At 65.3% G+C, this 25,283-nt stretch carries 24 protein-coding genes and 1 pseudogene; 11 read left to right on the forward strand and 14 right to left on the reverse strand.

Annotation, left to right across the window (positions count from 1 at the left end; genetic code table 11):
* Positions 1 to 25: 25 nt before the first annotated feature.
* From ACZZZM_RS04935 to ACZZZM_RS04950, 4 genes are read right to left on the reverse strand one after another with little or no spacing between them, the layout of a single operon-like run.
* Positions 26 to 1,195, reverse strand: a complete 1,170-nt coding sequence (locus tag ACZZZM_RS04935) for a dipeptidase (protein ID WP_463593999.1) — start codon at positions 1,193 to 1,195, stop codon at positions 26 to 28.
* Positions 1,192 to 1,668, reverse strand: coding sequence for a dihydrofolate reductase (locus ACZZZM_RS04940; RefSeq protein ID WP_463594000.1), 477 nt, complete (start codon positions 1,666 to 1,668; stop codon positions 1,192 to 1,194). The genes ACZZZM_RS04935 and ACZZZM_RS04940 overlap by 4 nt, the downstream gene beginning before the upstream one ends.
* A 1-nt stretch (position 1,669) precedes the next feature.
* The gene (locus tag ACZZZM_RS04945) at positions 1,670 to 2,473 is read right to left on the reverse strand and encodes a glutaminyl-peptide cyclotransferase (RefSeq protein ID WP_463594001.1); all 804 of its coding nucleotides are present in this window, start codon (positions 2,471 to 2,473) and stop codon (positions 1,670 to 1,672) included.
* Positions 2,470 to 3,264 (reverse strand): thymidylate synthase, encoded by a 795-nt coding sequence (locus ACZZZM_RS04950; RefSeq protein WP_463594002.1) that lies wholly within the window; start codon positions 3,262 to 3,264, stop codon positions 2,470 to 2,472. Before ACZZZM_RS04950 ends, ACZZZM_RS04945 begins: the two co-directional genes overlap by 4 nt.
* A gap of 77 nt (positions 3,265 to 3,341) precedes the next feature.
* On the opposite strand from ACZZZM_RS04950, the gene ACZZZM_RS04955 reads away from it, so the two are divergent.
* Positions 3,342 to 3,797: a JAB domain-containing protein gene (locus ACZZZM_RS04955; RefSeq protein ID WP_463594003.1), complete on the forward strand. Its 456-nt coding sequence runs from the start codon at positions 3,342 to 3,344 to the stop codon at positions 3,795 to 3,797.
* A 54-nt stretch (positions 3,798 to 3,851) separates the two neighbouring features.
* Positions 3,852 to 4,961 (forward strand): tetratricopeptide repeat protein, encoded by a 1,110-nt coding sequence (locus ACZZZM_RS04960; protein ID WP_463594004.1) that lies wholly within the window; start codon positions 3,852 to 3,854, stop codon positions 4,959 to 4,961.
* Here ACZZZM_RS04960 and ACZZZM_RS04965 read toward each other — a convergent pair.
* From ACZZZM_RS04965 to ACZZZM_RS04980, 4 genes are all read right to left on the reverse strand, one after another.
* Positions 4,958 to 5,725, reverse strand: coding sequence for a class I SAM-dependent methyltransferase (locus ACZZZM_RS04965; protein WP_463594005.1), 768 nt, complete (start codon positions 5,723 to 5,725; stop codon positions 4,958 to 4,960). The genes ACZZZM_RS04960 and ACZZZM_RS04965 overlap by 4 nt on opposite strands.
* Positions 5,722 to 6,849 (reverse strand): peptide chain release factor 2, encoded by a 1,128-nt coding sequence (gene prfB / locus ACZZZM_RS04970; protein WP_463594006.1) that lies wholly within the window; start codon positions 6,847 to 6,849, stop codon positions 5,722 to 5,724. Before prfB ends, ACZZZM_RS04965 begins: the two co-directional genes overlap by 4 nt.
* Before the next feature lie 70 nt (positions 6,850 to 6,919).
* Positions 6,920 to 9,403 (reverse strand): penicillin-binding protein 1A, encoded by a 2,484-nt coding sequence (locus ACZZZM_RS04975; RefSeq protein WP_463594007.1) that lies wholly within the window; start codon positions 9,401 to 9,403, stop codon positions 6,920 to 6,922.
* A gap of 293 nt (positions 9,404 to 9,696) precedes the next feature.
* Positions 9,697 to 10,944, reverse strand: coding sequence for an N-acetylmuramoyl-L-alanine amidase (locus ACZZZM_RS04980; protein ID WP_463594008.1), 1,248 nt, complete (start codon positions 10,942 to 10,944; stop codon positions 9,697 to 9,699).
* 512 nt (positions 10,945 to 11,456) lie between these two features.
* Here ACZZZM_RS04980 and ACZZZM_RS04985 point away from each other — a divergent pair.
* The 5 genes from ACZZZM_RS04985 to ACZZZM_RS05005 all read left to right on the forward strand — a co-directional run bounded on the left by ACZZZM_RS04985 (position 11,457) and on the right by ACZZZM_RS05005 (position 18,252).
* Positions 11,457 to 14,156, forward strand: coding sequence for an Rne/Rng family ribonuclease (locus tag ACZZZM_RS04985; protein ID WP_463594009.1), 2,700 nt, complete (start codon positions 11,457 to 11,459; stop codon positions 14,154 to 14,156).
* Positions 14,157 to 14,261: 105 nt separating this feature from the next.
* Entirely contained in the window at positions 14,262 to 15,629 is a 1,368-nt protein-coding gene (locus tag ACZZZM_RS04990; protein WP_463594010.1) for a M48 family metalloprotease, read from the forward strand.
* Positions 15,626 to 16,399 (forward strand): DsbA family protein, encoded by a 774-nt coding sequence (locus ACZZZM_RS04995; protein ID WP_463594011.1) that lies wholly within the window; start codon positions 15,626 to 15,628, stop codon positions 16,397 to 16,399. The genes ACZZZM_RS04990 and ACZZZM_RS04995 overlap by 4 nt, the downstream gene beginning before the upstream one ends.
* A 150-nt stretch (positions 16,400 to 16,549) precedes the next feature.
* On the forward strand, positions 16,550 to 17,485 hold the full coding sequence (locus ACZZZM_RS05000; protein WP_463594012.1) for an ABC transporter ATP-binding protein: 936 nt from the start codon (positions 16,550 to 16,552) through the stop codon (positions 17,483 to 17,485).
* Complete coding sequence (locus ACZZZM_RS05005) at positions 17,482 to 18,252, forward strand: ABC transporter permease (RefSeq protein ID WP_463594013.1); 771 nt, start codon at positions 17,482 to 17,484, stop codon at positions 18,250 to 18,252. The genes ACZZZM_RS05000 and ACZZZM_RS05005 overlap by 4 nt, the downstream gene beginning before the upstream one ends.
* 132 nt (positions 18,253 to 18,384) lie before the next feature.
* Here the strand turns inward: ACZZZM_RS05005 and ACZZZM_RS05010 are convergent, their stop codons facing one another.
* Positions 18,385 to 18,777, reverse strand: a complete 393-nt coding sequence (locus tag ACZZZM_RS05010; protein WP_463594014.1) for an acyl-CoA thioesterase — start codon at positions 18,775 to 18,777, stop codon at positions 18,385 to 18,387.
* Positions 18,774 to 19,541, reverse strand: a complete 768-nt coding sequence (locus ACZZZM_RS05015; protein ID WP_463594015.1) for an ATP-binding cassette domain-containing protein — start codon at positions 19,539 to 19,541, stop codon at positions 18,774 to 18,776. The genes ACZZZM_RS05010 and ACZZZM_RS05015 overlap by 4 nt, the downstream gene beginning before the upstream one ends.
* Before the next feature lie 53 nt (positions 19,542 to 19,594).
* On the opposite strand from ACZZZM_RS05015, the gene ACZZZM_RS05020 reads away from it, so the two are divergent.
* Entirely contained in the window at positions 19,595 to 20,383 is a 789-nt protein-coding gene (locus tag ACZZZM_RS05020; RefSeq protein ID WP_463594016.1) for an SDR family oxidoreductase, read from the forward strand.
* Here ACZZZM_RS05020 and ACZZZM_RS05025 read toward each other — a convergent pair.
* Positions 20,376 to 20,690 (reverse strand): annotated as a pseudogene (locus ACZZZM_RS05025) (4a-hydroxytetrahydrobiopterin dehydratase); the annotation flags it as partial. The gene ACZZZM_RS05020 and the pseudogene ACZZZM_RS05025 overlap by 8 nt on opposite strands.
* Before the next feature lie 20 nt (positions 20,691 to 20,710).
* Here ACZZZM_RS05025 and ACZZZM_RS05030 point away from each other — a divergent pair.
* From ACZZZM_RS05030 to ACZZZM_RS05040, 3 genes are read left to right on the forward strand one after another with little or no spacing between them, the layout of a single operon-like run.
* Positions 20,711 to 21,103: a metallopeptidase family protein gene (locus ACZZZM_RS05030; RefSeq protein ID WP_463594017.1), complete on the forward strand. Its 393-nt coding sequence runs from the start codon at positions 20,711 to 20,713 to the stop codon at positions 21,101 to 21,103.
* The gene (gene ccmA, locus ACZZZM_RS05035; RefSeq protein ID WP_463594018.1) at positions 21,100 to 21,663 is read left to right on the forward strand and encodes a heme ABC exporter ATP-binding protein CcmA; all 564 of its coding nucleotides are present in this window, start codon (positions 21,100 to 21,102) and stop codon (positions 21,661 to 21,663) included. The genes ACZZZM_RS05030 and ccmA overlap by 4 nt, the downstream gene beginning before the upstream one ends.
* Positions 21,660 to 22,298 carry a heme exporter protein CcmB gene (locus tag ACZZZM_RS05040; protein WP_463594019.1) on the forward strand — a complete coding sequence of 213 codons (639 nt, stop codon included), beginning with the start codon at positions 21,660 to 21,662 and terminating at the stop codon, positions 22,296 to 22,298. Before ccmA ends, ACZZZM_RS05040 begins: the two co-directional genes overlap by 4 nt.
* Here ACZZZM_RS05040 and ACZZZM_RS05045 read toward each other — a convergent pair.
* From ACZZZM_RS05045 to thrC, 3 genes are all read right to left on the reverse strand, one after another.
* Positions 22,295 to 22,846, reverse strand: a complete 552-nt coding sequence (locus ACZZZM_RS05045) for a hypothetical protein (RefSeq protein ID WP_463594020.1) — start codon at positions 22,844 to 22,846, stop codon at positions 22,295 to 22,297. The genes ACZZZM_RS05040 and ACZZZM_RS05045 overlap by 4 nt on opposite strands.
* A gap of 85 nt (positions 22,847 to 22,931) precedes the next feature.
* Positions 22,932 to 23,810, reverse strand: coding sequence for a class I SAM-dependent methyltransferase (locus ACZZZM_RS05050; protein ID WP_463594021.1), 879 nt, complete (start codon positions 23,808 to 23,810; stop codon positions 22,932 to 22,934).
* Positions 23,807 to 25,210, reverse strand: coding sequence for a threonine synthase (thrC, locus tag ACZZZM_RS05055; RefSeq protein WP_463594022.1), 1,404 nt, complete (start codon positions 25,208 to 25,210; stop codon positions 23,807 to 23,809). The genes ACZZZM_RS05050 and thrC overlap by 4 nt, the downstream gene beginning before the upstream one ends.
* Between the last annotated feature and the right edge of the window lie 73 nt (positions 25,211 to 25,283).

Consider the following 25,283-nt stretch of genomic DNA (forward strand, 5'->3'; position numbering starts at 1 on the left):
TCCTCCCCCGCTTCGCCAGGGAGGATTAGGAAGCGGGCGCCATCCCGCTCCGAATCACCCGCAGGATATTCCCGCCCATCACCTTGCGGATGTCGTCTGGCGCGAAGCCGGCATCGACCAGCGCCTGGGTGATCACGGCAAGCTGCGAGGTATCGAAGCTTGTCGTCACCGCTCCATCGAAATCCGAGCCCAGGCCGACATGGTCGATGCCGACGAGATCGCGGACATGCGCGATGGCTTTGACCACGTCCGCCGGCGAGGTGCCGCAGATCGCCGCGTCCCAATAGCCGATGCCGATCACCCCGCCGGTGCGCGCGACGCCCTTGATCTCTTCGTCGGTCAAATTGCGGTTGACCTTGCACGTCGCCTGGACGCCGCCATGGCTGGAGACGACCGGGCGCTTCGCCATCGCCAGGATCTGCGCGACCGAGGCGTGGCTCGAATGGGCGATGTCGACGATCATGCCGCGCTGCTCCATCCGCCGCAGCACCTGAAGGCCGAGCGGGGTCAGCCCGCTTTTGGCGACGCCGTGCATCGATCCGGCAACGTCATTGTCGAAGAAGTGCGCGAGCCCCGCCATGCGGAAGCCGGCATCGTAGAGCTTGTCGAGATTGGCGATTTGCCCCTCGATATCCTGCAGCCCCTCGATCGACAGCATGCCGCCGACCACCTTCTTGCCCGCGGCGCGGTCCGCAAGCAGCCGGTCGAGCTCCGCAGGCGTGCGGACTACGCGGAGCTTGCCGTCCGAGCCCGCCGCCGCGCGATCGAGCTTGCGCGCATGGAACAGCGAGCGCTCGAGCAGCGAGCTCCAGGTCTTGGGCGGCTGCATCTGGGCGATCGTCAGCAGCGTGATATTGTCAGTGTCGGCAGTGTTCGAATCGTAATTCTGGCCCTTGGGGGTCTTGGTCACCGACGAAAAGATCTGAAGCGCGGCATTGCCCTCGATCAGCCGTGGCAGATCGATCTGGCCGGTGTTCGAGCGATCGAGCAGCGAACGGCGCCACATCAAAGTATCGGCGTGCATGTCGGCGACGAGCAGGCTGTCGTGCAGCTTCCTGGTCTCGACGGTGACCTTCGGCAGCGCGCCCGGCGCCACCTTGTTCATGCTGCCTTCGACGATCCCCGGCACGAAGCCGAAAAAGGCAATCGCGGCGAGCACGAGCAGCACGCTTACTCCCCAGAGGATCCTCTTCATGCCACTCTCTCCAGCGTGACGAAGCTATAGGCGGGGCGCCCCGCTTCGCTCGCGAAATCCTCGCGCGCCGTCTCCCGCCATGCAAGCCCGAAAGGCGGCATCACCGTATCGCCCTCCGCTGCGTCATGCACTTCGGTCAGCTCGATCCGGTGTGCGGAATCGAGGAACAGCGCAAAGATTTCCGCGCCGCCGATCACTGCCATGTCTCCTTCACCGGCCAGCGCGACTGCCTCTTGCGGCGTGTGCGCCGCTTCGGCGCCTTCCGCCTGCCAATCGCGGTCGCGGGTCAGGACGATATGGCGGCGGCCGGGCAGGGGGCTGGGGAAGCTCTCGAAGGTCTTGCGCCCCATCACCATCGGCTTGCCCATGGTCTGCGCCTTGAACCGCTTGAGATCGGCGGGAAGGCGCCACGGCAGTCCGCCATCGCGGCCGATCACGCCATTATCGGCGCGGGCGAGATGGAAGACGATCATCTCAGCAGCGCATCAGCGCGGCCGCCGCGTCGTTGGCCGAGCCGGCGGGCGGGGTTTCGCTCAGCTTCACCTGATAGAGCTGGGGCCACATCTTGCCGGTGACGAAGATGCGCTTGGTGCCCGCATCATAAGCGATGCCATTGGGCACTTCGTCGGTGTCGGGCGTGGGCGGGCCGAGCGCCGCGACGTCGACAAAGCCCTTCACCTTGCCGCTAGCGGGATCAATCCGTGCAATCAGGTCGGTCTGCCAGATGTTCGCCCAGATCTCGCCGTCGATCCATTCCAATTCGTTGAGCTGCTTGACCGGGCAGCCATTGGCAGTGACCGCGAGCGTCGATTGCTGGGCGAGCGTGTCGGGATCGAGGAAGCGCAGCGTCGCGGTGCCGTCGCTCATGATCACCGATTTGCCGTTATGCGTCAGACCCCAGCCTTCGCCCGTGTAAGCGAATTCGCCGGCGGGGCTGAAATCCTTGGCATTGTAGATGAAACCCTTCTGATCCTTCCAGGTTAGCTGGTAGATCTTGTCCTTCCAGCCGATGATGCCCTCGCCGAAATATTGCGACGGCAGCGTGCTTTCGGCGAGGATCTGCCCGGTTTCGGGGACGGACTTGCGGAAGCCCGACATGCCTTCCTCGCCGGTGCTTTCGAACAGCAGGCCATCCTGAAAGAACAGTCCTTCGGTAAAGGCCTGGCTGTCGTGCGGCAGCGTCTTGACGACTTCGACCGACTGGACCTTGGGGGTCTCGTCCTTGGTGCCGCAGCCGGCGAGCGCGAGCAGCGCGAGCGGAGTGAGCCAGCGCATCATATTGCCACCGGCGCCTTGATATGCGCCTGCGCTTCATAGCCGGTCAGGGCGAAATCCTCATATTCATAGGCGTCGATCGAAGGCGCATTGCGAAGGATTTCGAGCTTCGGAAGCGCGCCCGGCTCGCGCGACAATTGCTCGCGGGCCTGCTCCAGATGGTTCGAGTAAAGGTGGCAATCGCCGCCGGTCCAGATGAACTCGCCGGGTTCGAGCCCTGACTGCTGGGCCAGCAGCATGGTCAGCAGCGCATAGCTAGCGATGTTGAACGGCACGCCGAGGAAGATGTCCGCCGAGCGCTGGTAGAGCTGGAGGCTGAGGCGTCCATTGGCGACATGCGTCTGAAACAGGCAATGGCACGGCGCCAGCGCCATCGCATGGAGCTCGCCGGGGTTCCAGGCCGAGACGATCTGGCGGCGCGAACCGGGATTGTTGCGGATCGTTTCCAGCAGCTCCGCGATCTGATCTATATGGCGGCCGTCCGCCGCCTCCCAATCGCGCCATTGCTTGCCGTAGACCGGGCCGAGATCGCCATTCTCGTCGGCCCATTCGTCCCAGATCGAGCATTTGCGCTCCTGCAGCCAGCGCACATTGGTGTCGCCGCGCAGGAACCACAGCAATTCGACGATGATCGCGCGAGTGAAGAGTTTCTTGGTGGTCAGCAGTGGAAAGCCGTCTGCCAAGTCGAAGCGCATCTGGTGCCCGAACACGCTGAGCGTGCCGGTGCCGGTGCGGTCCATCGTCTCCACGCCCTGGGTGAGCGCACGTTCCATCAGGTCGAGATATTGCCGCATTGCTGGAACCTAGCGGTCCCGGCCAGCGCCGCCAAGCGCGCGGCTACCTCCATTGTGGAGAAAAACTCCGCAGCCAAATGGAGGCAGTTGCGCTTCGGCAGACCGGCCGGGGCTGGCAGCTACCGGGCAGCATGCCGCTGTTCGATCCGCTCCTGCCGCAGCAGCGGATTTCCGGCCGGGGCGAAGCGGAAGCCTTTTTCGCGCCCTTGGCGGACGAGGTTCGTGAGAGCGCCGCCTTCGTGTATCTCGATACCGAGCAGCGCGTGCTTGGCATGCGGCATACGCGCTCCGAGCATGACGACCGCCTCGATTTGCCGATCCGCGCCATCGCCGCCGATGCGCTGGCGCTCGACGCGCATGGGGTCGTGATGGCGCATAACCATCCGAGCGGCGATGCGACCCCCAGCGCCGCCGATCGCGAGGCGACGCGAATGCTGGCGCGCGCGCTCGACGGGCTCGGCATCCGCCTGCTCGATCATCTGATCATGACGCGCTCGGGCGTCTCCAGCTTCCGCGCCATGGGACTGCTCTGAGCGATTGCGATTCGCGTCCGTAATGATAATTTTCCCGCGCGAATCGGGGAGTTTATGATCAGGATCGCAGGAATTGCGCTGGCGCTGCTGACCAGCACGACGGCGGCGGCGCAGGGCCGGATGTCGGATTATGTGCGCGGCATCAACGAGCAGCAATGCTTCAAACGGCAAGTCTCGGCGTGCAGCGAGCTGATCAATGCCGGTTTCGGTATTCCCGAAGCGACGCGCGCGCGGGCGCTGGCGATTCGCGGCGAAGCCCGGCTGCGGGATAATCATATCGACGGGGCGATGGACGACTTGCAGGCCGCGCTGAAAATTGCCGAAGTGCCGCAGGACCCGGCGATGGCCAAGCTGGATGCCGCGCGCGGCGCCGCAGGGCTCACGTCCGAATGGCGAAGCGTGGGCCACGCCTATCTGGCCGAGATTCTGCTGCGCCGCGAGGACAAGCCCGGTGCAGGTGCCGCCGCGGAGAAAGCCATCAAGCTCCACCCCGGCAACGCCCTGGCCTATTCGGTGCGCGGGCGGATCGCGGCCAGCGAGCAACGCTGGGCCGAGGCGCTCGGCGATATGGACAAGGCGCTCCAACTCGGCATTGCCGACAGGGTCGATCGGGGACTCGCTTATTATCGTCGCGGGCTCGTTCGGGCGATGCTCAAGCAACCGGCGGAAGCGCAGCTCGCCGACTTTACGAGCGCCATCGCCGCCGATCCCGCGCTCTCCGTCGCCTATGAACGTCGCGGCGATGTCTACAGCAATCTTCGACGTTATGACGAGGCGGTGCGCGACTATGATCAGCTGATCGCACGCGCGCCCGTTTATGCCGTCGGCTATAATTCCGCCTGCTGGACGCGCGCGGCTTATCTCAAGCGCGAGTTCGACAAGGCGCGGACGCAATGCGATCAGGCGCTGGCGCTCCGGCCGGACGCCAATACCTATGACAGCGCCGGGCTGGTCGCGCTTCAGCAGGGGCGGTGGCAGGATGCCTGGACGCTCTACGACAAGGCAGTGCAGGGCGACGCGAAGATGGCCTCGGCGCGCTATGGCCGGGGGATTGCCGCGCGGCGGCTGGGGCGTATTGCCGAGGCGGAGGCCGATATCGCTGCGGCAAGTGCGATGCACGCCGGCGTGGCAGCCGATTTCGCCGCCTATAGCCGCAGGCCCTAAGGCGTTTCGCCCTTCGGCCCGCGATCGTCGATCTTGGCCGGCGACGCGGTCTTGCCGCTGCGGCAGGCCTTGATCGTGCCGGGCTCGGGGCGCTCGCCGTTGCGGGCGAAGATCGCGATATAGCCGCCTGCCGACGGCATCCGCCGCATCGACACCAGCCCATAGCCGACCGCCGCGAACTCGCATTTGAGCAGATCGGGCGGCGTGCCGTGATGCTCGGTAGGCCGATCGGCATCGACGACGATCACTTGCCCATCGGGCGTCAGCGAGGGCCGCAGCCGCCACAGGAACTCGTAGGGACTTTCGATCTCGTGATACATATGGACCATCAGCACGCGATCGAAGCTCGCCTCGGGCAGGCGCGGATCGGCCGGGAGGCCCAGGCGGACGCTGACATTGTCGAGCCGCTCGCGGACGACGCGGGTGGCGAGCTGGTCGCGTACTTCGGGGACGATATCCTGGGCGACGACTCGGCCTTCCTTGCCGACGCGGCTGGCGAGGCGGACCGTGTAATAGCCTTCGCCCGCGCCGATATCGGCCACGGTCATGCCGGACTTGACCGAGGCCAGGTCCATAACCTGTTCGGCCTCGTTGAGCCGGTCGCGCGCCTCTTCGGTCGACCAACGCGCCGAGACGATCGTCGCGACGGGGCGGTCGGCGGCAGGGAAGCCGGTATGCGCCTCCCGCTTTTCCTCGGTCACGCGCGGCGTGCCATCGCAGCCGGCGAGCGCGAACAGGATCAGCAGGGCGGCGGCAAGCCTCAATCCACATCCTCCACTTCGACCGTCTCGCCGGTCACACGCTGGGCAAGCGCGGCGGCCATGAACGGATCGAGTGCACCATCGAGCACGTCCGAGGGCGCAGTGGAAGTGGTGCCGGTGCGAAGATCCTTCACCAGCTGATAGGGCTGGAGGACATAGGAGCGGATCTGGTGGCCCCAGCCAATATCGGTCTTGGTGGCGTTTTCGGCATTGGCGGCCTGTTCGCGGATCTGCAGCTCGCGCTCGTAGAGGCGGGCGCGGAGCTGGTTATAGGCCTCGGCCTTGTTCTTGTGCTGGCTGCGCTGGTTCTGGCACTGGACGACGATGCCGGTGGGGATGTGCGTGATGCGCACTGCCGAATCGGTGGTGTTGATGTGCTGCCCGCCCGCGCCCGATGCCCGGTAGGTATCGATGCGCAGGTCGCTCTCGTTATACTCGACGTTGATGTCGTCATCGATGACCGGATAGACCCAGACGGACGAGAACGACGTGTGCCGCCGCGCCGCGCTGTCATAAGGCGAGATGCGGACGAGGCGATGCACGCCGCTCTCGGTCTTGGCATAGCCGTAAGCATTCTCGCCCTTGATCAGCAACGTGGCCGATTTGATCCCGGCCTGCTCGCCCGAGTGAAAATCGATCAGTTCAACCTTGTATCCGCGCCGCTCCGCCCAGCGGGTATACATCCGCTGAAGCATCCCCGCCCAGTCCTGGCTTTCGGTGCCGCCCGCGCCCGAATTGATCTCGACATAGGTGTCGTTGGCGTCGGCCTCGCCCGAGAGCAGGGCGATGACCTTGTCCTTGTCGGCACGCTCGGCGAGTGCGGCGAGCGCGGCGGTGCCTTCGTCGATCATGCCCTGATCGCCCTCGGCCTCGGCCATTTCGATCAGCTCGGCGGTGTCGCTCAGCTCGCTTTCGATCGCGCGCGTAGCGCCGATCGCCTCGTCGAGGCGGCGGCGCTCGCGCATCACTTCCTGCGCGGCCTTGGCGTCATTCCACAGGCTCGGGTCCTCGACGCGCGCGTTGAGTTCGTCGAGCCGGCGAAGCGCACGGTCCCAGTCGAGGAACCGGCGCAACAGCGCCAGCGCATCGTTGATCTTGTCGACATATGCCTGCGCTTCGGCGCGCATGGTGGAACCCTCTCAGAAATCGGTCGGTACGCCGGGATGTCGCCCGGCCCGCGCAATATAGGAACGCGCGCTAGTAGATTCCGCCCTCGCGTTGCAAGAAGTCGCTGTCGCCATCCTGCTGCTTGGGCGCCGCCTTCTTCTCCACCGCCTTGGTTTCGGTGGTCTCCTCGTCCATCCGGCGGCGATCGCGCTGGTCGGTTTCGGGCTTGAACGCTTCCCAGATCACCGAGGACAAGGGATCGTTGCCCGGCCATCCGCCGAACACGCGCTTGCCGCTGGCCCGGTCGATCCGCGCCATGCGGATGCCGGCGGGGGCAGTGAAGGGCACGACTTCCATCCCCTCGAAGGCGGGCTTGGCGAAATCCTTAAAGATCGGCGCCGCGATCGATCCGCCCTGGGCATAGCCGCCCAGATTGGTCGGCGTGTCGAAGCCGAGATAGAGTCCGCCGATCATCTGCGGGGTACCGCCGACGAACCACACGTCCTTCGGGCCGGTGGTGGTGCCGGTCTTGCCCATGATCGGGCGGCCCAGATCGCGCAGAGTGGTCGCCGTTCCGCGCTGGATCACGCCCTCGGCGATATGGACCATCTGATAGGCGCTCATCGCATCGAGCACCTGGCGCGAACGCGTGACTGGGCGCGGCATCGGTCCACCCTTGTAATCGGGCGCGTTGCAGCCCTCGCACGGCCGCCAGTTTTCGGGCCAGACGACTTCGCCACGGCGGTTCTGGACGAAGTCGATCAGCGTCGGGTTGAGCGCCCGGCCATGGTTGACCAGGATCGAATAGGCATTGACCATTCGCATCACCGTGGTCTCGCCGGCGCCGAGCGCGTAGGAGAGATAGGGCGGGAATTTCTGCTTCGAGACGCCGATGCGCTGCATCAGATCGACGACATGTTCCATGCCCGTGGTGTTGGCGATCTGGACCGTCATCAGGTTGCGCGATTGCTCAAGGCCCCAGCGCATCGTGCGTGGGCCGGCCCCGCCAGCACCGCCGAAATTGGTGAAGCATTTCTGGCCGAGATTTGCACCCTGCCACACGCAGAAGGGGCCATCGACGACGATCGAGGCCGGAGTCATCCCCTGCTCCAGCGCGGCGGCATAGACGATCGGCTTGATCGTCGATCCCGGCTGGCGCTGCGCCTGGGTGGCGCGGTTGAACGATTGCAGGCGCTGATCGAAACCACCCTGCATCGCCAGGATGCGCCCGGTGCGCGGATCCTCGACGACGAAGCCGCCCGAGACCTTGGGCACGCTGCGCAGCGACCAGTTGCTGCCGCCGGCAGGCGCGACGGCGACGATGTCGCCGGCCTTGAAGGCGTTGAACGCCTGTCCGCCCTCGCCACGCACCGGCATCACTGCGGCCCATTGCGGGAGCGCGCCGGTCGATCCGTCTTCGAAGCCGATCTGCCAGCTATTCCCGGCCCGCGCGATCAGGATGCCCGCGCGCCAATCCTCGTAATCCAGGCCAAGATTGGTGTTGAGCAGACTCTGCTGCCAGCTGCGCCCGATCTCGGCATGGCCGAGCGGCCCGCTCCAGCCCCGGCCGCGATCGTAGCGCAACAGGCCGTCGCGAAGGGCCTTCTGAGCATATTGCTGGAGTTTGGGGTCAAGGGAGGTACGCACCCACAACCCGCCCGAATAGACGCTATAGGGCCCCGAGGTGTCGGTCTCGCCGAACTTGTCGAGCAATTGGCGGCGGACTTCCTCGACGAAATAGCCGCCGACGCGTTCTTCGCGCGGCGTCTGGCGCGGGATCGTGCCCAGCGGCGATGCGCGCGCGGCATCGCGCTCGCTCTGGGTGATGAAGCCGTTCTCGGCCATCTGCCCGAGCACCCAGTTGCGCCGCTCCAATGCTCGCTCGGTCTTGCGATCGGGATCGTAATTGGCCGGACCCTTGGGCAGGATCGCCAGATAGGCCATTTGCGGGAGCGAAAGGTCCTTAAGATCCTTGCCGAAATAGGCCTCGCTCGCCGCCGCGACGCCGCCGGCATTGCGGCCCAATTCGATCGAATTGAGATAGAGTTCGAGGATCTGCTCCTTGGTGAGCGTATCTTCGATGCGCCAGGCGAGCACGCCTTCCTTGGCCTTGCGCAGATAGCTCTGCTCGTTGCCGACGACGAGGTTCTTGGCGACCTGCTGCGTGATCGTCGAAGTGCCTCGCGGAGTCGAGCCGGTCAGCACGCCTTCGAATGCGGCGCGCACCAGACCCGGGAAATCGACACCGTGATGGCTGAAGAAGGTCTTGTCTTCGGCGGACAGGAACGCCTCGACCAGCTTTTGCGGATATTCGGGATAGCTCAGCTGGACGCGGCGCTCGCGCGCATAGCTGTGGATCGGCAGCCCCTCGGCGGAGCGGACATTGGTCGGCAGCGGCGGCTCATAGGAGCGCAGCGTCTCGACCGACGGCAGGTTGCGCGCGATCAGCAGCCAGATCAGGAATATGAAGATGCCGCTGAGCAGAGCCAGGATCGCGAGGATGCGGAACCACCAGCGATCATGGACGCGGCCATACCAGCCGCGAAGACCGCCGATCTCGCGCTTGATCCTCATTTTGACGCTGGAAATTGTACGCTCGGCCATGCGGAGGCGGGTTTAGCAGGATTGATGGGGGAGGGAAGCGGGAGCTTTTTGTTTAGCCTCAGGCGTCGGCGCAGACATCCGTCCGCTTGGCTCATCCTCGCATAAGCTTGGGCGCGCGTTCGCGCTCGCGGGCCTTCGGCCCGTGCCACGCTGCCGATCGAAGCCGGGTCCGGGCCGGAGGCCCGCAAGGCCGAACGGCCGTCGCGCCTTATTGGCGTAGCCAAGTGCGCGGATGCGCACGCCGGCGCTTGAGGCCAAACAAACTAACGCGAAGCCATCCGCGTCGCGAAATGGATCTCCACCGCCTTGCGCACAGTCTGCGCGATCCGCTTCTGGCCGTCGCTCGACGCGATGAACGCAGCATCGCTCGAATTGGAGATATAGCCGGTCTCGAACAGCACCGAAGGCATGTCGGGCGCCTTGAGCACCATCAGCGATGCCATGCGGTGGTAATTCTCCTTGATTGGAATCAGCGGCTGCGCCTCGCGGCCGAGCAGGCGGGCGAAGCTGGCGGAGGCGTTCATTGTCTCACGCTGCGTCAAGTCGATCAGGATCGACGAAATGTCCGGATTGGTCGCGCCGAGATCGACGCCGGCGATGATGTCGGCCTTGTTCTCGCGCGCCGCCAGCCGTGCCGCTTCCTTGTCGGAAGCGACTTCGGAGAGCGTGTAGACCGTGGCGCCCGTCGCGCTCGGATTGCCGGCGCTATCGCAATGCACCGAGATGAACAGATCGGCCTTCAGCTTGCGAGCGAGCCCGTAGCGCTCCTGGAGCACAAGGAAGCGATCGTCCTCGCGGGTCATCGCGACGCGGACCCGGCCCGAGGCGAGCAATGCGTCGCGGATCGCCAGCGCGCTTCTGAGCGTCAGGTCCTTTTCGCGCAGCCCGTTCGCGCCGATCGCACCGGGATCGTGCCCGCCATGACCGGCATCGATCACCACAAGCGGGCGCGTCGGATCGCCATAGATTCGCGGCAGCGCCGCCGCCGGCGCGCGGCGCGGCAGCGAGATCGATTCGCTATAGGGGTGGCGGCTGGAAGGCTGGAGATAGGTGAAGGGCGGGAGGAAGCTCATCCGCCGCTCGGCGGCGGCGCGGGCGAAGCGGGCGTCGTCGACAGTGCGCAGCTGCAGCGTGAGCGTCCGCCCGTCGCGCCCGAACACGCCCTCGGTGACGATTGCGGGGCGGGCGAGATCGAACACGACGCGTGCGCCCTCGGCACCCTGCGATCCCTGGCGGATCTGGGTGATCAAGCCCCCGGCCTGCGCATTGCGGCCGGGCTCGGCGCCCTTTATGTCGAGTGCGATGCGTTGCGGCCCGGCGAGCACGAAGGCGCTTGCCTGCGTGACCGGCGTGTCGAACTTCACGACGACGCGATCGCCCTGCACGCGCACTTCCTGCACCACGCCGGCCCAACTAGGCACGCCGGTCAACCAACCGGCGAGGAGAGCGAGCAGGAAAAACACGTGGCGGATATGCCGCGAGGACTGGCGGGGGGTCCAGTTCAAAAGCATCAATGTTGTTACTCGGCTGAAAAGCTGCCTGACGCCTTCCGACTAGCCCTAAGCCCCTTCCGCCGCGGTGAAGCGACGCGGTTAAAATTCGATTCGGCATATTTTTGCCGGCAAGCCTGCAGTTTATTGCCGTTTCTTACGCATCCGGTCCGATCTCGCGCACGATGGTTGCCGCGTGGCGCGGGGGGTGCTAGTCAGCCCAATGTTTCCGGTTTTGCGCCGGATTCCGTCACGCGGCGCACAAGCCGCGGCAGTTCAGGTTGACGCTCGCATGAGGCACTTTCCCCACCGTCTGATCGCCAGGGCCTTGTCGGCCCGGCGCGGGACGGTTGCGGAGCTCGCGGACCGCCGGTCCGCGCGTGCCATTGCGGCAGCAGCATCTTTCGAAACCTGCGAGACCGCAGCCGGATCGTCCGGCCCAGGCCGCAATTTGCATCGCGCGCTCGCGCCCTATCCCCTTAGGGAATCACTTGCCTTCAGGGATCCAGGCCGGCGCGCCCGGAGAATATTCAATGACCATGCGTATGCTGATCGACGCACGCCACCGGGAGGAAACCCGAGTGGCTGTCGTCAAAGGGAACCGGATCGAGGAGTTTGACTTCGAGTCCGCCGAGCGCAAGCAGCTCAAAGGCAATATCTATCTAGCCAAGGTTACCCGCGTCGAACCGTCGCTCCAGGCGGCGTTCATCGATTATGGAGGCAATCGTCACGGCTTCCTGGCCTTCAGCGAAATCCACCCGGATTATTACCAGATCCCCAAAGAGGATCGCGAGGCACTGCTTCGCGAAGAGGCTGAGCACGCCGCCGAGGAAGCCGCTCTGCGCGCCGAGGAAGATGGCGACGATTACGCCCATGAGGGCGATGACGGCGTAGAGGTCCTCGAGCGTCCGCTCGACGACGAGGACGAAGACCACGATCACGACGACCACGACCATGATCACGACGAAGCCGATGCTTCTGATGATGAAGGGTCGAGCGAAGCATCCGAAGGCGGCGACGATCGCGGCCGCGGTCGCGGGCGTGGCCGTGGCGGCAAGCGCGGCGGTGGCCGTGGCGAGAGCGCTGCCGACGAGCTGCGCAACAAGCGCATGAATCTGCGCCGCCGCTACAAGATTCAGGACGTGATCCGCCGCCGTCAGGTGCTGCTGGTTCAGGTCGTCAAGGAAGAGCGCGGCAATAAGGGCGCGGCGCTGACCACCTATCTATCGCTCGCCGGCCGTTACTGCGTGCTGATGCCGAACACCGCGCATGGCGGCGGCATTTCGCGCAAGATCAGCTCGGCCGCGGATCGCAAGCGCCTCAAGGGCATCATGTCCGACTTGAAGCTGCCGCCGACCATGGGCTGCATCGTCCGCACCGCCGGCCTCCAGCGCACCAAGGTCGAGATCAAGCGCGACTTCGATTATCTGGCAAGGCTGTGGGACGGAATCCGCGAGGAGACGCTCAAATCCTCCGCGCCGGCGCTCGTCTATGGCGATAGCGACCTGATGAAGCGCGCGATCCGCGACATCTACAATAAGGATATCGACGAGGTCATCGTCGAGGGCGAAGACGGCTATCGCCAAGCCCGGGAGTTCATGAAGCTCCTAATGCCCAGCCATGCCCGCAAGGTGAAGCAATATGCCGATGCGGTGCCGCTGTTTCAGCGCGCCGGGGTCGAGGAGCAATTGTCCGCCATGTACCACCCGGTGGTGCAGCTGAAATCCGGCGGCTATCTGGTCATCAACCCGACCGAGGCGCTGGTTTCGATCGACATCAACTCGGGGCGTTCGACCCGCGAGCATTCGATCGAGCAGACCGCGACCGCCACCAACCTCGAGGCCGCGCACGAAATCGCCCGCCAGCTGCGGCTGCGCGACATGGCCGGGCTCGTCGTGATCGACTTTATCGACATGGATCACTCGTCCAATGTCCGTAAGGTCGAGAAGGCGATGAAGGAGGCGCTCAAGAACGATCGCGCCCGCATCCAGGTCGGACGCATCTCGGCATTCGGCCTGATGGAAATGAGCCGCCAGCGGCTGCGCACCGGCGTGCTCGAAGCATCGACGCGCTCCTGCCCGCATTGCGAAGGCACCGGCCTGGTCCGCACCGCTTCGTCGGCCGGTCTCTCGGCACTGCGCCTGATCGAGGACGAGGCCGCCCGCGGCCGCGGCTCGCTGATCACGCTCCGCGCCAGCCAGGAAGCCGCAGTCTATGTGCTCAACCGCAAGCGCGCCGACATTGCCGAGATCGAGGACCGCTATGGCGTGGCCGTCGAGATCATTCCCGAAGGCGAAGTCGAAGGCGCGCGGATGACGGTCGAGGCCTCAGGCCCGCCGCCGGCGCATGCCCCGCGCTTCGAGAAGCTCATCGAAGAGCCCGAAGACGATTATGTCGAGGAGATTGACGAGGAAGAAGAGGACGAGGCCGAAGAGGCGCCGCGTTCGCGCGAGCCCCGCGAAGGCCGTGAGAGCCGCGAGCGCGAAGCCAGGGACGATGGGGGCGAAGGCCGCGGCAAGCGCCGCCGTCGTCGCCGTGGCCGTGGCCGCCGCGATCGTGAGGAAGGAGGCTCCGAATCGGGCGAGCAGCGCGAAGGCGAGAACGAGACCGAGGGCGACGAGTCCGAGGCCGGCGAACCGCGCGAGAGCGAAGGCCATGACGAGCAGCGCGAAGGCGAGAGCGAGGCCAATCGCAAGCGCCGCCGTCGCGGCCGTCGCGGTGGTCGCCGTGGCGATCGTGCGGAGGGCGGTGCCCAGGGCGCGGTGAGCGAAGGCGAAGACGAGGCAGAGGGCCCCGCCAGCGACGTCGCCGAAATGGCCGAGCCCGTCGTCGAGGAAGCGCCGGCGGAGAAGCCCAAGCGCACCCGCCGCAAGAAGGCCGATGCCGAAGCGCCTGCCGAGGCACCTGTCGCCGAGGCTCCGGCCGAAGCGGAAGCAGCGCCCGAGCCTGCCGAGAAGCCCAAGCGCACGCGCCGCAAAAAGGCCGATGCCGAAGCGCCGGCCGCCGAAGCTGCAGCTGCCGAGGCGCCTGCCGCCGAGACACCGGCAGAAGCGGCTCCCGAAGCTCCGGCCGAAAAGCCCAAGCGCACCCGCCGCAAGGCCGCGCCGGTAATCGCCGATGCGCCTGAAGCCGAAACCGAAGCCGAGCCCGTAACGAGCGAAGCGGCCGAAGGCGAAGCCGAGCCGGCAGCCCCGCGCCGCGGCGGCTGGTGGAATCGCACCTTCGGCGCCTGACCTGAACGGGCCCGCGGTGCATGCCGCGGGCCCGCTTCACTCCGCGTTCATGGCGGCGCGCCGAAAGAATTGCCGCCCAGGGAGTTTCAGACGATGATGCCGCGCATGAAGCGCTTCGCCACATTGCTGGCCCTGATCTGCCTCTCCTGCTTCGCGGCAAGCCCTGCGGTGGCGCAGAGCGTGCTCCGCGATGCCGAGACCGAAGCGCTGCTCAACGATATGGCGCGGCCGCTGTTCGAAGCCGCCGGCCTCTCGCCCAAAAATGCCAAGGTCGTGCTGATCGGCGACAAGAGCATCAACGCCTTCGTCGCCGGCGGGCAGATCGTCTATGTCCATACCGGGCTGCTCGACGCCGCCGACACCGCCAACGAAGTCCAGGGCGTGATCGCGCACGAGATCGGCCACATCATCGGCGGGCACGCCGTGTTCAACAATGATGGCGGCTATGGCACCATTTCGATCCTCAGCCTGTTGCTCGGCGCCGCGGCGATGGCGGCGGGCTCGCCCGAGGCCGGCACCGGCATCCTGATGATGGGCCAGCGCGCTGCGATCGGAAAATATCTCGCCTTCAGCCGAGTCCAGGAAAGCTCCGCCGATGCCGCGGGCTCGCGATACCTCAACAGCGCCGGGATCACCGGCAAGGGCATGCTGAGCTTCTTCAACAAGCTCACCGCCGAAATGCATCGCTACGGCTATTACACCAGCAATCCCGAAGTCGATCCGTTCAGCCAGACGCACCCGATGTCGGCGGATCGCGTCGAGAATCTCAAGGACGATCTCCAGAACGCGCCGGGCTGGAACAAGCCGCTCGATGCCGCGCTCGAAGCCCGCTTCAAGCGCGTCCAGGCGAAGCTGCGCGGCTATACCAACGAGCCCGAAGTGACGCTGCGCCGCTATCCCAAGAGCGACCAATCGATCGCCGGTCATTATGCCCGCGCCTATGCCTATCACAAATCGGGCTATCCCGAGCAGGCCGCCGCGGAGACCATAGCACTGGTGAAGGGCGCGCCCGACGATCCCTATTTCCTCGAGCTTGAGGGCCAGATCCTGCTCGAATCGGGCAAGCCGCGCGAGGCGCTGGCGCCGCTTCGCGAAGCCACCGAGCGCTCGCACAATCAGCCGCTGATCGCGACGACCTTTGGCCATGCTTTGCTTGCGACCGAGGACAAGACCAACTTGGCCGAGGCCGAGACGATTCTCCGCCAGGCAGTGGCGCGCGACCGCGACAATCCTTTTGCCTGGTTCAATCTCGGCACCGTCTATGAGCGCAAGGGCGACGAGCCGCGCACCGCGCTCGCTACTGCCGAGCGTGCGCATCTGATGGGCGACGCCCGCGTCGCGCTGATGAGCGCCCGCGCCGCGATGTCGGGCCTCACCCAGGGCTCGTCGGACTGGATCCGCGCGCAGGACATCATGATGGTGTCGCAGACGACAGTGGACGAGGAAAAGCGCAAGAAACGCCAGCTGCAATGATCGAGAAACTGACGCGCAACCCGCTGGCGCTGGCCGGCGCCTTCATCCTCTCCGCGCTGCTCGGCGCGGCGATCTTCGCCCTGATCCAGTTCATGCTGCCGGGCCTGGGCAAGCGCGCCGAGATCGAGCGCATCGTGCGCGGTTATATCCTCGCCCATCCCGAGATCATTCCCGAGGCGATCGATAAATTGCGCGCGGGCGAAGCGGCCAAGGCTGAGCAGGCGGAGCGCGATGCGCAAAAGGCAGTGCCTGGCGCGCTTGCCGCGGTCCAGAAACCCTATGCCTTGGCCTGGGCAGGCAACCCCAAGGGCGACGTCACCGTGGTTGCCTTCATGGACTATGCCTGCGGCTATTGCCGCGCCAGCCTACCCGCGATCGAGGAGCTGATCGCCAAGGACCCCAACGTCCGCGTCGTCTATCGCGAATTCCCCGTGCTCGGCCCCGAAAGCATCATCGCGGCGCGCTGGGCGCTCGCCGCCGCCGAGCAGGGTAAGTTCCTCGCCTTCCACAATGCGCTCTATGCCGAAGGCTCGCCGAGCGACCAGACCATCGCCGCCGCCGCTGCCAAGGCAGGGCTCGATACCGGCGCGGCCAAGAAGTCCATAGATTCGCAGGCGGTGGCCGCGGAGATCAAGGGCAACCATACGCTCGGCCAGAAGCTGGCGATGACCGGCACGCCGAGCTGGGTGATCGGCGGGCAATTGGTCTACGGCGCCAAGGATTATGCCGGCCTGGCGGAAGCGGTGGCTGCGGCCAGGGGTGGCAAGTAATCGTCACCCCCGCGAAAGCGGGGACCCAGAGCCAGGAGCGAGTCCCTCTATCATCCTGGGTCCCCGCTTTCGCGGGAATGACGGATGTGAGCGCTTGTCCGGACCCATGTGGCCCCCTACGTAACGGGTCCGTTTCGTTCCGGGGGCTCCATGTCATCCATCCTGTCGGTCTCCCAGGTCAGCAAGACCTATAAATCGGGTCACAAGGCCCTCGATCTTGTCGATCTCGACATCCGCCGCGGCGAGATCTTCGCGCTGCTCGGACCCAATGGCGCGGGCAAGACCACGTTGATTTCGATCATCTGCGGCATTGTCACCCCGAGTTCGGGCACGATCCTGGTCGACGGCCATGACGCGATCCGCTCCGCCCGCGAAGCGCGCAGCCGCATCGGCCTCGTTCCGCAGGAAATCGCCGTCGACATGTTCTCCACCGTCGGCTCGACCTTGCGCTTCTCGCGCGGACTGTTCGGCAAGGCGCCCAACCAGGCGCATCTCGATCAATTGCTCAAGGATCTGTCGCTGTGGGACAAGCGCGACACCAAGATCATGGAGTTGTCCGGCGGCATGAAGCGCCGCGTGATGATCGCCAAGGCATTGAGTCACGAACCCGACATCCTGTTCCTCGACGAGCCCACTGCCGGCGTCGATGTGTCGCTCCGCCGCGACATGTGGAAGATGATCGGCGGCCTGCGCGAGCGCGGCGTCACGATCATCCTCACTACGCACTATATCGAGGAGGCCGAGGAAATGGCCGACCGGGTGGGCGTCATCAACAAGGGGCAGTTGCTTTTGGTCGAGAACAAGACCGAACTGATGAAAAAGCTCGGCAAGCGCGAGATGGACATTTCGCTGGTCGAGCCGATGACGACAGTTCCGGCCGAGCTCGGCGATTGGCATCTGACGCTCGAGGATGAAGGCCATCGCCTGCGTTACGTGTTCGATGCGCAGGCCGAGCGCACCGGCATCCCCTCGCTGCTGCGTAAGCTTTCCGATCTCGGCATCGGCTTCAAGGATCTCGACACCAGCAAATCGAGCCTTGAGGACATCTTCGTCGATCTGGTCGAGCACAAGGAAGTGGCAGCATGACCGGGTTCAATCTCCACGGCATCTGGGCGATCTACAGGTTCGAGATGGCGCGCACCTTGCGCACTTTGTGGCAGTCGATCGTCACCCCGGTGATCACCACCTCGCTCTATTTCATCGTCTTCGGCGGCGCGATCGGCAGCCGGATCGATACGATCGGCGACGTAAATTATGGCAGCTTCCTGGTGCCCGGGCTGATCATGCTCTCGCTGCTGACCCAGAGCATCGCCAATGCCTCGATCGGCATCTATTTCCCCAAATTCACCGGCACGATTTTCGAATTGCTCTCGGCGCCGATCTCCGCGGTCGAGATGGTCGTCGGCTATGTCGGCGCAGCGGCGACCAAGTCGATCGTGATCGGGCTGATCATCCTCGCCACCTCCGCCTTCTTCGTGCCGCTACGCGTCGATCACCCGCTGGCGATGTTCGCCTTCCTGCTGCTGACCTCGGTTACTTTCAGCATGTTCGGCTTCATCATCGGCATCTGGGCCAATGGCTTCGAGCAACTCAATATCGTGCCGGCGCTGCTGGTCACGCCGCTCACTTTCCTCGGCGGCGCCTTCTATTCGATCGACATGCTGCCCGAGCCGTGGCGGACGATTTCGCTGTTCAATCCGGTGGTCTATCTGGTCAGCGGCTTCCGCTGGAGCTTCTTCGGGGCCGGCGACGTGGATATCTGGTGGAGCCTGGGCTTTACCGGCGCATTCCTCGCGATCTGCCTGGCGCTGATCGTCGCCATCTTCCGCACGGGCTATCGGCTCAAGAACTAGAATGCTTGCAATGTAGGATTTCGCCTGCTCGGGTGAGTCGGTCGGCGCTGTCGGCCGCTCTTTGAAATTGCTATTTTTCGCCTCGCCCAGACCCCCATGGTCAGTGCGAACATTGGGAAGATTCGCGGTAACTCAGCCGAGAAACAGCTCGGCCAGATGCTTGGGTACGCGCGCCAGCCTGCCCGATGCGCGATCGATGATCGCCCAGGTCGATTTGGCCTCGACCCGGACCTTGCCGTCGGCCCCGGTGAATTTCATGTAGCGGTCGAAGCGCGCGCCGCGCGGCGGCTCCTGCACCCAGGTTTCGGCGGTGACTGTCTCGCCGTCGGAGACATTGCCGCGATAATCGATTTCGTGCCGGGTGATCACCCAGAAATAGGCCTCGCGGTCCGCCTCGGAGGCAAGCGCGTCCCAGTGCGCCACCGCTACATCCTGAATCCATTTCACCCATACGGCATTGTTGACGTGCCCCAGGATATCGATGTCCTCGGGCTGGGCGGTTATGGTCTGTCGGAAAGGGGTCATGCGCGCTCCAATTGAGCGATCCGTTCGGCCTGTTCGCGCGGGACTGCGAGCAACGCGTCGGCCGCCGCGCCGCCCTTGCCCGCCAGCAGCTGGGCCGGCGTGGCATCGGCGACGATCCGCCCGGCCTGCATCACCAGCACGCGATCGGCGAGCAGCAGTGCCTCGGCCATGTCGTGTGTCACCAGGATCGTGGTGAGCCCCAGCCGCTCGTGCAGTGCCCGGATCGCCTTGCCGAGCCCGGCGCGAGTCACCGGATCGAGCGCACCGAAGGGCTCGTCCATCAGCAATATCCCTGGCGAGCAGGCCAGCGCCCGCGCCACCCCGACCCGCTGGCGCTGCCCACCCGAAAGCGCATCGGGCATCCGCGCCGCCATCTCCGCGGGCAGCTCGACCAGCGCCAGCAATTCGGCCACCCGCGCCGCAGTCTCGCGCTCGCCCGCCAGCCTGAGCCCGATCGCGATGTTCTCGGCGACATTCATGTGCGGGAACAGCCCGACATTCTGAAACACATAGCCGATCCGCCGCCGCAGCAGATGCGCGGGCTCGGCATGGACCAGCGCGCCGCCGATCCGCACTTCGCCGCTGCTCGGCTCGATCAGCCGATTGACCGTCTTGAGCAGAGTCGACTTGCCCGATCCCGAGGTGCCGACCAGCGCGACGAAGCTGCCGGCGGCGATTTCCAGCGAGACATTGTCGGCCGCGGTCACGCCGGTGAATGTCTTGCTGACATTTTTGAAGGTAACGTTGCGGCTTTGCTCTGGCATCGCTGCGATTTGTGCGGGATGATCGCGCAAAGGTCAAAGAGGGGGAGGGGCCGATGGGCACCAAGGCGGCATTCATCACCGGCGGCGCGTCGGGCATCGGCCAGGCGGTTGCCAAGGATCTGGCAGCGCGCGGCTGGCGCGTTGGTCTTGCGGACATCAACGCGGCGGGGCTCGAGGCGACCCAAAAAATGCTGCCTGCGGGGATGGCGACGACGCATGTGATGGACGTGCGCGATCGCGGCCAGTGGCGTGCGGCGCTCGCCGAGTTCGGCCAGGCCAGCGGCGGGCGGCTCGATTTCCTGTTCAACAATGCCGGCATTGCGGTCGGGGGCGAGCTCGAGACGATGAGCGACGAGGATGTCGATCGCGGGCTTTCGATCAATATCAACGGCATGGTCTATGGCGCGCAGGCTGCGCGGGCACTGCTCAAGGCCACGCCGGGTTCGGCGATGATCGTCACCAGCTCGGCGGCGGGGATTTCGGGCAATGCCGGCATGTCGGTCTATTGCGCGGGCAAGTTCGCGATGCGCGGTTTCGCCGAGTCGCTCAACGCCGAATGGGGACGCGACGGCATCTTTGTCGGATCGCTGATGCCAAGCTTCATCGAGACGCCTCTGCTCAATCACGTCACTCCGGAATCCAACCGCAGCGTCCGCGAATCGGTCCGCGGCGCGGGGCTGGAGATCACACCGGTCGAGGAAGTCGCCAGGACGGTGTGGGGCATTTTGGAGAGCCGCAAGCAGGTCCACACTCGCATTGGCAAGACCGCGCACCGCTTGTGGTTCATGGCGCGCTGGATGCCTGGAACGCTGCGCAAGCTGGCGGGCAAGCAGTTCAAATAAGCGCGTCGATCGCCTGCGCCACCTGGATATCGCGGATCGAGAGCCCGTCGGCATCGTGCGTGGTCAGCAATATGTCGATGCGGTTCCACACGTTCGACCATTCGGGGTGGTGATCGGCCTTCTCGGCAATCAGCGCCACGCGCGTCATGAAGCCAAACGCCTCGTTGAAGTCCTTGAAGGTGAAGCGCCGCGTGATCGCATCGCGCTCGGGATCGTGCGTCCAGCCGGGCAGCGACGCCAGCGATTCGGACCGGAGTCCTTCGGTCAGCCGCGTTACCATCACCCTCTCCTTGCCGTAGCTTGCCGCAACCGCCTATGCCGCTCGCCATGACCCGGCAAGCCCCCGACGCCGCCACGATCGAGGCGATGGCCCGCGAAGCGCTCGCGCGCATTCCCGAGCCGTTCGCCAGCCACCTCGCCGATGTGGTGCTGATCGTCGAGGAATTCGCCGATGACGAGACGCTTGACGCAATGGGGATCGAGGACCCGTTCGACTTGACCGGCCTCTATCATGGCCGCCCGATCGGCGAGAAATCCGCGTTCGAGAGCGGCGCGCTGCCCGATCGCATCCATCTCTACCGGCGGCCTCTGCTCGACGAATGGTGCTCGACTGGCGTCTCGCTCGATGCGCTGATCACCCATGTCGTGGTCCACGAAGTCGGGCACCATTTCGGCTTGTCTGACGACGACATGCACGCGCTGGAGGACGGCGCCGAGTGAGCAGCCTGGCCTTTCGCGATGTGGCGTGCGCGCGGGGCGGGCGGCTGCTGTTCGAGGGGCAGCGCTTTGCGCTGGCGCCCGGCGAGGCGGCGTTGGTCACCGGCCCGAATGGCGTAGGCAAATCGAGCCTCATCCGCGTCGCGGCGGGGCTGCTCGCGCCGGTATCGGGCAAGGTCGAGGGGGACGGCGCGCGGGCCTTGCTCACCGAAGCTGCCGCGCTCGATGCCGAGCTGAGCCTCGGCGCAGCGCTGCGCTTCTGGGCGCGGATCGACCGGCGAAACGGAGTGGCCGAAGCGCTTCAGGCAGTGAACCTCGCAGACCTCGATGCGGTGCCGGTACGCCTGCTCTCCACCGGCCAGCGCCGCCGCGCAGCACTCGCCCGCGTCGTTGTCAGCGGTGCGCCGGTCTGGCTGCTCGATGAGCCTGCCAATGGCCTCGACGACGCCTCGGTCCGCATCCTTGAAGCACTCATCGCGCGCCACCGCGGCGATGGCGGCATCGCCTTGGTCGCGACCCATCTGCCCATCGCGCTGCCAGATGCACAGGAGCTGCGGCTGTGAGCCCACTTGCCTCCATCGCCTGGCGCGAGGTTCGCAGGGCGTGGAGCAGCGGCGGGCTCGTCCTGCCGATCGCCTTCTTCCTCCTCGTCGCGATCCTGTTCCCCTTCGCGATCGGCCCCGACGGCAAGCTTCTCGCGCGCGTCGGCGCAGGCGTGATCTGGACCGCCGCGCTCCTCGCCGCGCTGCTCCCCATCGAACGACTGATCGCGCCCGATGCGGAAAACGGTGTGCTCGATCAGTTCGCCGCGCGCGGTCTGTCGGACACCGCAGTCGCCACTGCGAAGATGGCCGGCCACTGGCTCGGCTTCGCACCCGCCTTGCTGCTGGCGACGGTGATCGCTGCCGCTTTGCTCCGCCTGCCCGGCGACGCGCTCGTCCCGATCCTGACTGCGCTCGCAATCGGCACCCCCGGCCTCGCCGCATTGGGCATCGCCACCGCGGGTCTCGTCGCCGGCCTGCGCGGCGCAGGGGCGCTGGCAGGGCTGGTGATGCTTCCCTTCGCCGTCCCGCTGCTCATCTTCGGCGCGACCGCCGATCAGCCGGGCGCGCTCAAGCTGCTCGGCGCATTCAGCCTGTTGCTGGTCGCCGGCTGCCCCTTCGTCGCGGGGGCGGCGATGCGGATGGGACGGAGCTAAGCCTTTTCGGGCTTATTCGAAATGATGTCTTCAGCCAGCCGGCCGTCGGTATCGATAACCTGCAGGATTTTTCGGACTTGCATCACTCGCTTCATCAATTTGGCGAGTTTAGGGTCCGGATCCTTGACGCGATATTCGAGGCAGGCCTGTTCGAGCACATGATACGCAGACCAGTATCGCTCCGCCTTATGCAGCGGTCCTAGAAAAGTAACTAGGCTGGTCGTCACGGCGGCGATTATACCGATCAACCATGAATAATCGGCAAGATTGACGGAGAAGACGTAAATTGCCGACTTGCTACCTGTCAGATTCGGAGCCGATATCGCAGTGAGCAGCGCGCCGGCGATGACGCCCGAAAGTCCGATAAAATAATGCGTCAACCACCAGAAACGATAGAGAATTTTTGTCCTGTGAAGCAAGTCAAGAACACTGGATGGGATAGGTCTTTCATCGCTTGCCTCAAATTGTTCGTAGCGACGCTTCTGGTTTTCAGCACGACGAAGCTCTCGGGCGTTTGCAACCAATACGCGCTTAAAAAATCCTACCATTGACTGTCGCTTCCCCAATTCCCCAAGGGAGATTTATCAAGCAAAGTATTTGAAGGATAGTGGGGTTGTATTTTTGGCTTCTTAGCTAATCTTCGACGCGGCTCCACCGCGCGAAGATCGCGGTCGGCAGTTCCAGCCCGCGGGCTTCCTCGCGCACCGTCAGTTCCCCCGCTTCGACTGTCCCGCCCAGATCGGCGAAATGCTGGCGGACCAGCTCTCCGATCGCCAGCGCTGACATGCGCACCGCATAGACGGTGAGGAACAGGAAGCGCGACTCGGCGTCGAGCAAGGCGCGGCAATCGGCGATCAGCCCCGGCAGCCCCTCTTCGAGCTTCCACACTTCGCCATTGGGCCCGCGGCCCCATTTGGGCGGATCGAGGATGATCCCGTCATAGCGCCGCCCGCGCCGTACTTCGCGCGCAGTGAACTTGCCCGCATCGTCGATCATCCACCGGATCGGCTTGTCGGCCATTCCCGACAATTCGGCATTGGCCTTGCCTTCGGCGACCGACTTCTTCGACGCATCGACATGCGTCATCCGCGCGCCCTTGGCCGCCATCGCCAGCGTGCCGACCCCGGTATAGCCGAACAGGTTCATCACTTCGGGCTCGGGTTTGTCCGCGAGTCGTTCGCGCATCCAGCTCCACACCGGCGCCATGTCGGGGAAGAAGCCGAGATGGCGGAAGGGTGTGGTCTGCGCAGTGAAGGTCACTTCCTGCCATGAAAGCGGCCAGCCTTCGCGCGGGCTCGGCTTGGTATAATGCCATCGCCCGCCGCCCTCATCGTCGGGAGCGGGGAGGAACTCGCCATGCGCATCCCATTCCTCGGAGGCCGGCGCCCACATCGCCTGGGGCTCGGGGCGGATGAAGCGATAGTCCCCATAGCGCTCGAGCTTGCGGCCGTGCCCGCTGTCGATCAGCCCGTAATCGGCCCAGGGCTCGCCGGTGAGCGTGACGAGCTTCATGCGCGTGCCGCTTCCCGCGGCGTCGCGCGCTCCGCGATATAGGCCGTGACGGCTTCGAAGGTCGCGGGCAGCACGTCGTAACGCTCCTGCCGGTCGAACAGGTCGCCGACGCGCGAGGGCACCGAAGGCCGGATCCCGGTGGCGCGCTCGACGGCATCGGCGAACTTGGCGGGATGCGCGGTCGCCAACGTCACCACGGGCACATCGGCAGGCAGATCGGCGCGGCGCGCGGCGGCGAGGCCGATCGCCGAGTGCGGATCGATGACTTGTCCGGCCTCGGACGAGGCCCAGCGCATCGCCTCGTTCATTTCGCCGGGCTCGATCCGATCACTCGCGAACAAGGAAGCTGCGCCCTGCTGCTGGGCATTGCTGAGTCGCATCGCCTTGCTGGCCTCGAAGCCCGCCATCTGCTCGCCAACGCTGCCGCCCGCAAGATCGAACAGCAGCCGCTCGAAATTGGAGCTGACCTGGATGTCCATGCTCGGCGCCGCGGTCGGCGTGACCATGCCTGCCGAGTAATCGCCCGAGGAAAGCGCGCGGTGGAGGATGTCGTTGACGTTGGTCGCCACAATCAGCTTCGCGATCGGCAGTCCCATCTTGGCCGCGACATAGCCTGCAAAGACGTCGCCGAAATTGCCCGTCGGAACCGAGAAGGCGACCGGTCGGTCGGGCGCGCCGAGGCGGACGGCGGCGTAGAAATAATAGACGACCTGCGCCATCAGCCGCGCCCAGTTGATCGAATTGACCGCCGTGACCTGGAAGAGTGCCCCAAAGTCGGCATCGTTGAACATCGCCTTCACCAGCGCCTGCGCATCGTCGAAGCTGCCTTCGATGGCGATGTTGTGGACGTTGGGCGAGAGGACAGTGGTCATCTGGCGGCGCTGGACGTCCGAGACGCGGCCCTTGGGATGGAGCATGAAGATCTGGATGCCATGCCGCCCGGCGACTGCATCGATCGCAGCCGAGCCGGTGTCCCCCGAAGTCGCGCCGACGATGGTGAGGTTGTCGCCGGTCCCGCTCAGGAATTTCTCGAACAGCAGCCCGAGCAACTGAAGCGCGACGTCCTTGAACGCCATCGTCGGCCCGTGAAACAGCTCCAGCAGGAAATGGCGTTCGTCCAGCTGGACCAGCGGCGTCACCGCGGCATGACTGAACCGGCCATAGGCTTGCGTGCAAAGCTCGCGCAGCTCGGCCTCGCCGAGATCGCCCTCGACGAAGGGCAGCATCACGCGCACTGCCGTCTCGACATAAGAGAGGCCCTTGAGCCCGGCGATCTGCTCGGGCGTGAAGCTCGGCCAGCTGTCGGGCACGTAAAGTCCGCCATCGCTTGCCAGCCCGGCCAGGGTGACTTCGCGAAAGCCCAGATGCGGCGCAGTGCCTCGGGTGCTGTGATAGCGCATGGTCTGCGGTTAGCGGCGCCACGCCAGCGGAGCAAGGAAGCGGAACTTTAGCCACCTCTCGCTCAAGGAGGGG

The sequence above is a fragment of the Sphingomonas sp. AC522 genome (assembly GCF_979258125.1).

Excerpts from the sequence above, each read along its gene's own strand:
- ACZZZM_RS05000 (WP_463594012.1), top strand. The coding sequence starts at position 16,550 with ATGTCATCCATCCTGTCGGTCTCCCAGGTCAGCAAGACCTATAAATCG.
- ACZZZM_RS04985 (WP_463594009.1), top strand. The coding sequence starts at position 11,457 with ATGACCATGCGTATGCTGATCGACGCACGCCACCGGGAGGAAACCCGA.
- prfB (WP_463594006.1), bottom strand. The coding sequence starts at position 6,849 with ATGCGCGCCGAAGCGCAGGCATATGTCGACAAGATCAACGATGCGCTG.
- ACZZZM_RS04955 (WP_463594003.1), top strand. The coding sequence starts at position 3,342 with ATGGAGGCAGTTGCGCTTCGGCAGACCGGCCGGGGCTGGCAGCTACCG.
- ACZZZM_RS04945 (WP_463594001.1), bottom strand. The coding sequence starts at position 2,473 with ATGATGCGCTGGCTCACTCCGCTCGCGCTGCTCGCGCTCGCCGGCTGC.
- ACZZZM_RS05030 (WP_463594017.1), top strand. The coding sequence starts at position 20,711 with ATGACCCGGCAAGCCCCCGACGCCGCCACGATCGAGGCGATGGCCCGC.
- ACZZZM_RS04990 (WP_463594010.1), top strand. The coding sequence starts at position 14,262 with ATGAAGCGCTTCGCCACATTGCTGGCCCTGATCTGCCTCTCCTGCTTC.
- ACZZZM_RS04980 (WP_463594008.1), bottom strand. The coding sequence starts at position 10,944 with ATGCTTTTGAACTGGACCCCCCGCCAGTCCTCGCGGCATATCCGCCAC.
- ACZZZM_RS04950 (WP_463594002.1), bottom strand. The coding sequence starts at position 3,264 with ATGCGGCAATATCTCGACCTGATGGAACGTGCGCTCACCCAGGGCGTG.
- ACZZZM_RS04975 (WP_463594007.1), bottom strand. The coding sequence starts at position 9,403 with ATGAGGATCAAGCGCGAGATCGGCGGTCTTCGCGGCTGGTATGGCCGC.
- ACZZZM_RS05005 (WP_463594013.1), top strand. The coding sequence starts at position 17,482 with ATGACCGGGTTCAATCTCCACGGCATCTGGGCGATCTACAGGTTCGAG.
- ACZZZM_RS04995 (WP_463594011.1), top strand. The coding sequence starts at position 15,626 with ATGATCGAGAAACTGACGCGCAACCCGCTGGCGCTGGCCGGCGCCTTC.
- thrC (WP_463594022.1), bottom strand. The coding sequence starts at position 25,210 with ATGCGCTATCACAGCACCCGAGGCACTGCGCCGCATCTGGGCTTTCGC.
- ACZZZM_RS05045 (WP_463594020.1), bottom strand. The coding sequence starts at position 22,846 with ATGGTAGGATTTTTTAAGCGCGTATTGGTTGCAAACGCCCGAGAGCTT.
- ACZZZM_RS04940 (WP_463594000.1), bottom strand. The coding sequence starts at position 1,668 with ATGATCGTCTTCCATCTCGCCCGCGCCGATAATGGCGTGATCGGCCGC.
- ACZZZM_RS05020 (WP_463594016.1), top strand. The coding sequence starts at position 19,595 with ATGGGCACCAAGGCGGCATTCATCACCGGCGGCGCGTCGGGCATCGGC.
- ACZZZM_RS05015 (WP_463594015.1), bottom strand. The coding sequence starts at position 19,541 with ATGCCAGAGCAAAGCCGCAACGTTACCTTCAAAAATGTCAGCAAGACA.
- ACZZZM_RS05010 (WP_463594014.1), bottom strand. The coding sequence starts at position 18,777 with ATGACCCCTTTCCGACAGACCATAACCGCCCAGCCCGAGGACATCGAT.
- ACZZZM_RS04935 (WP_463593999.1), bottom strand. The coding sequence starts at position 1,195 with ATGAAGAGGATCCTCTGGGGAGTAAGCGTGCTGCTCGTGCTCGCCGCG.
- ACZZZM_RS04960 (WP_463594004.1), top strand. The coding sequence starts at position 3,852 with ATGATCAGGATCGCAGGAATTGCGCTGGCGCTGCTGACCAGCACGACG.
- ACZZZM_RS05050 (WP_463594021.1), bottom strand. The coding sequence starts at position 23,810 with ATGAAGCTCGTCACGCTCACCGGCGAGCCCTGGGCCGATTACGGGCTG.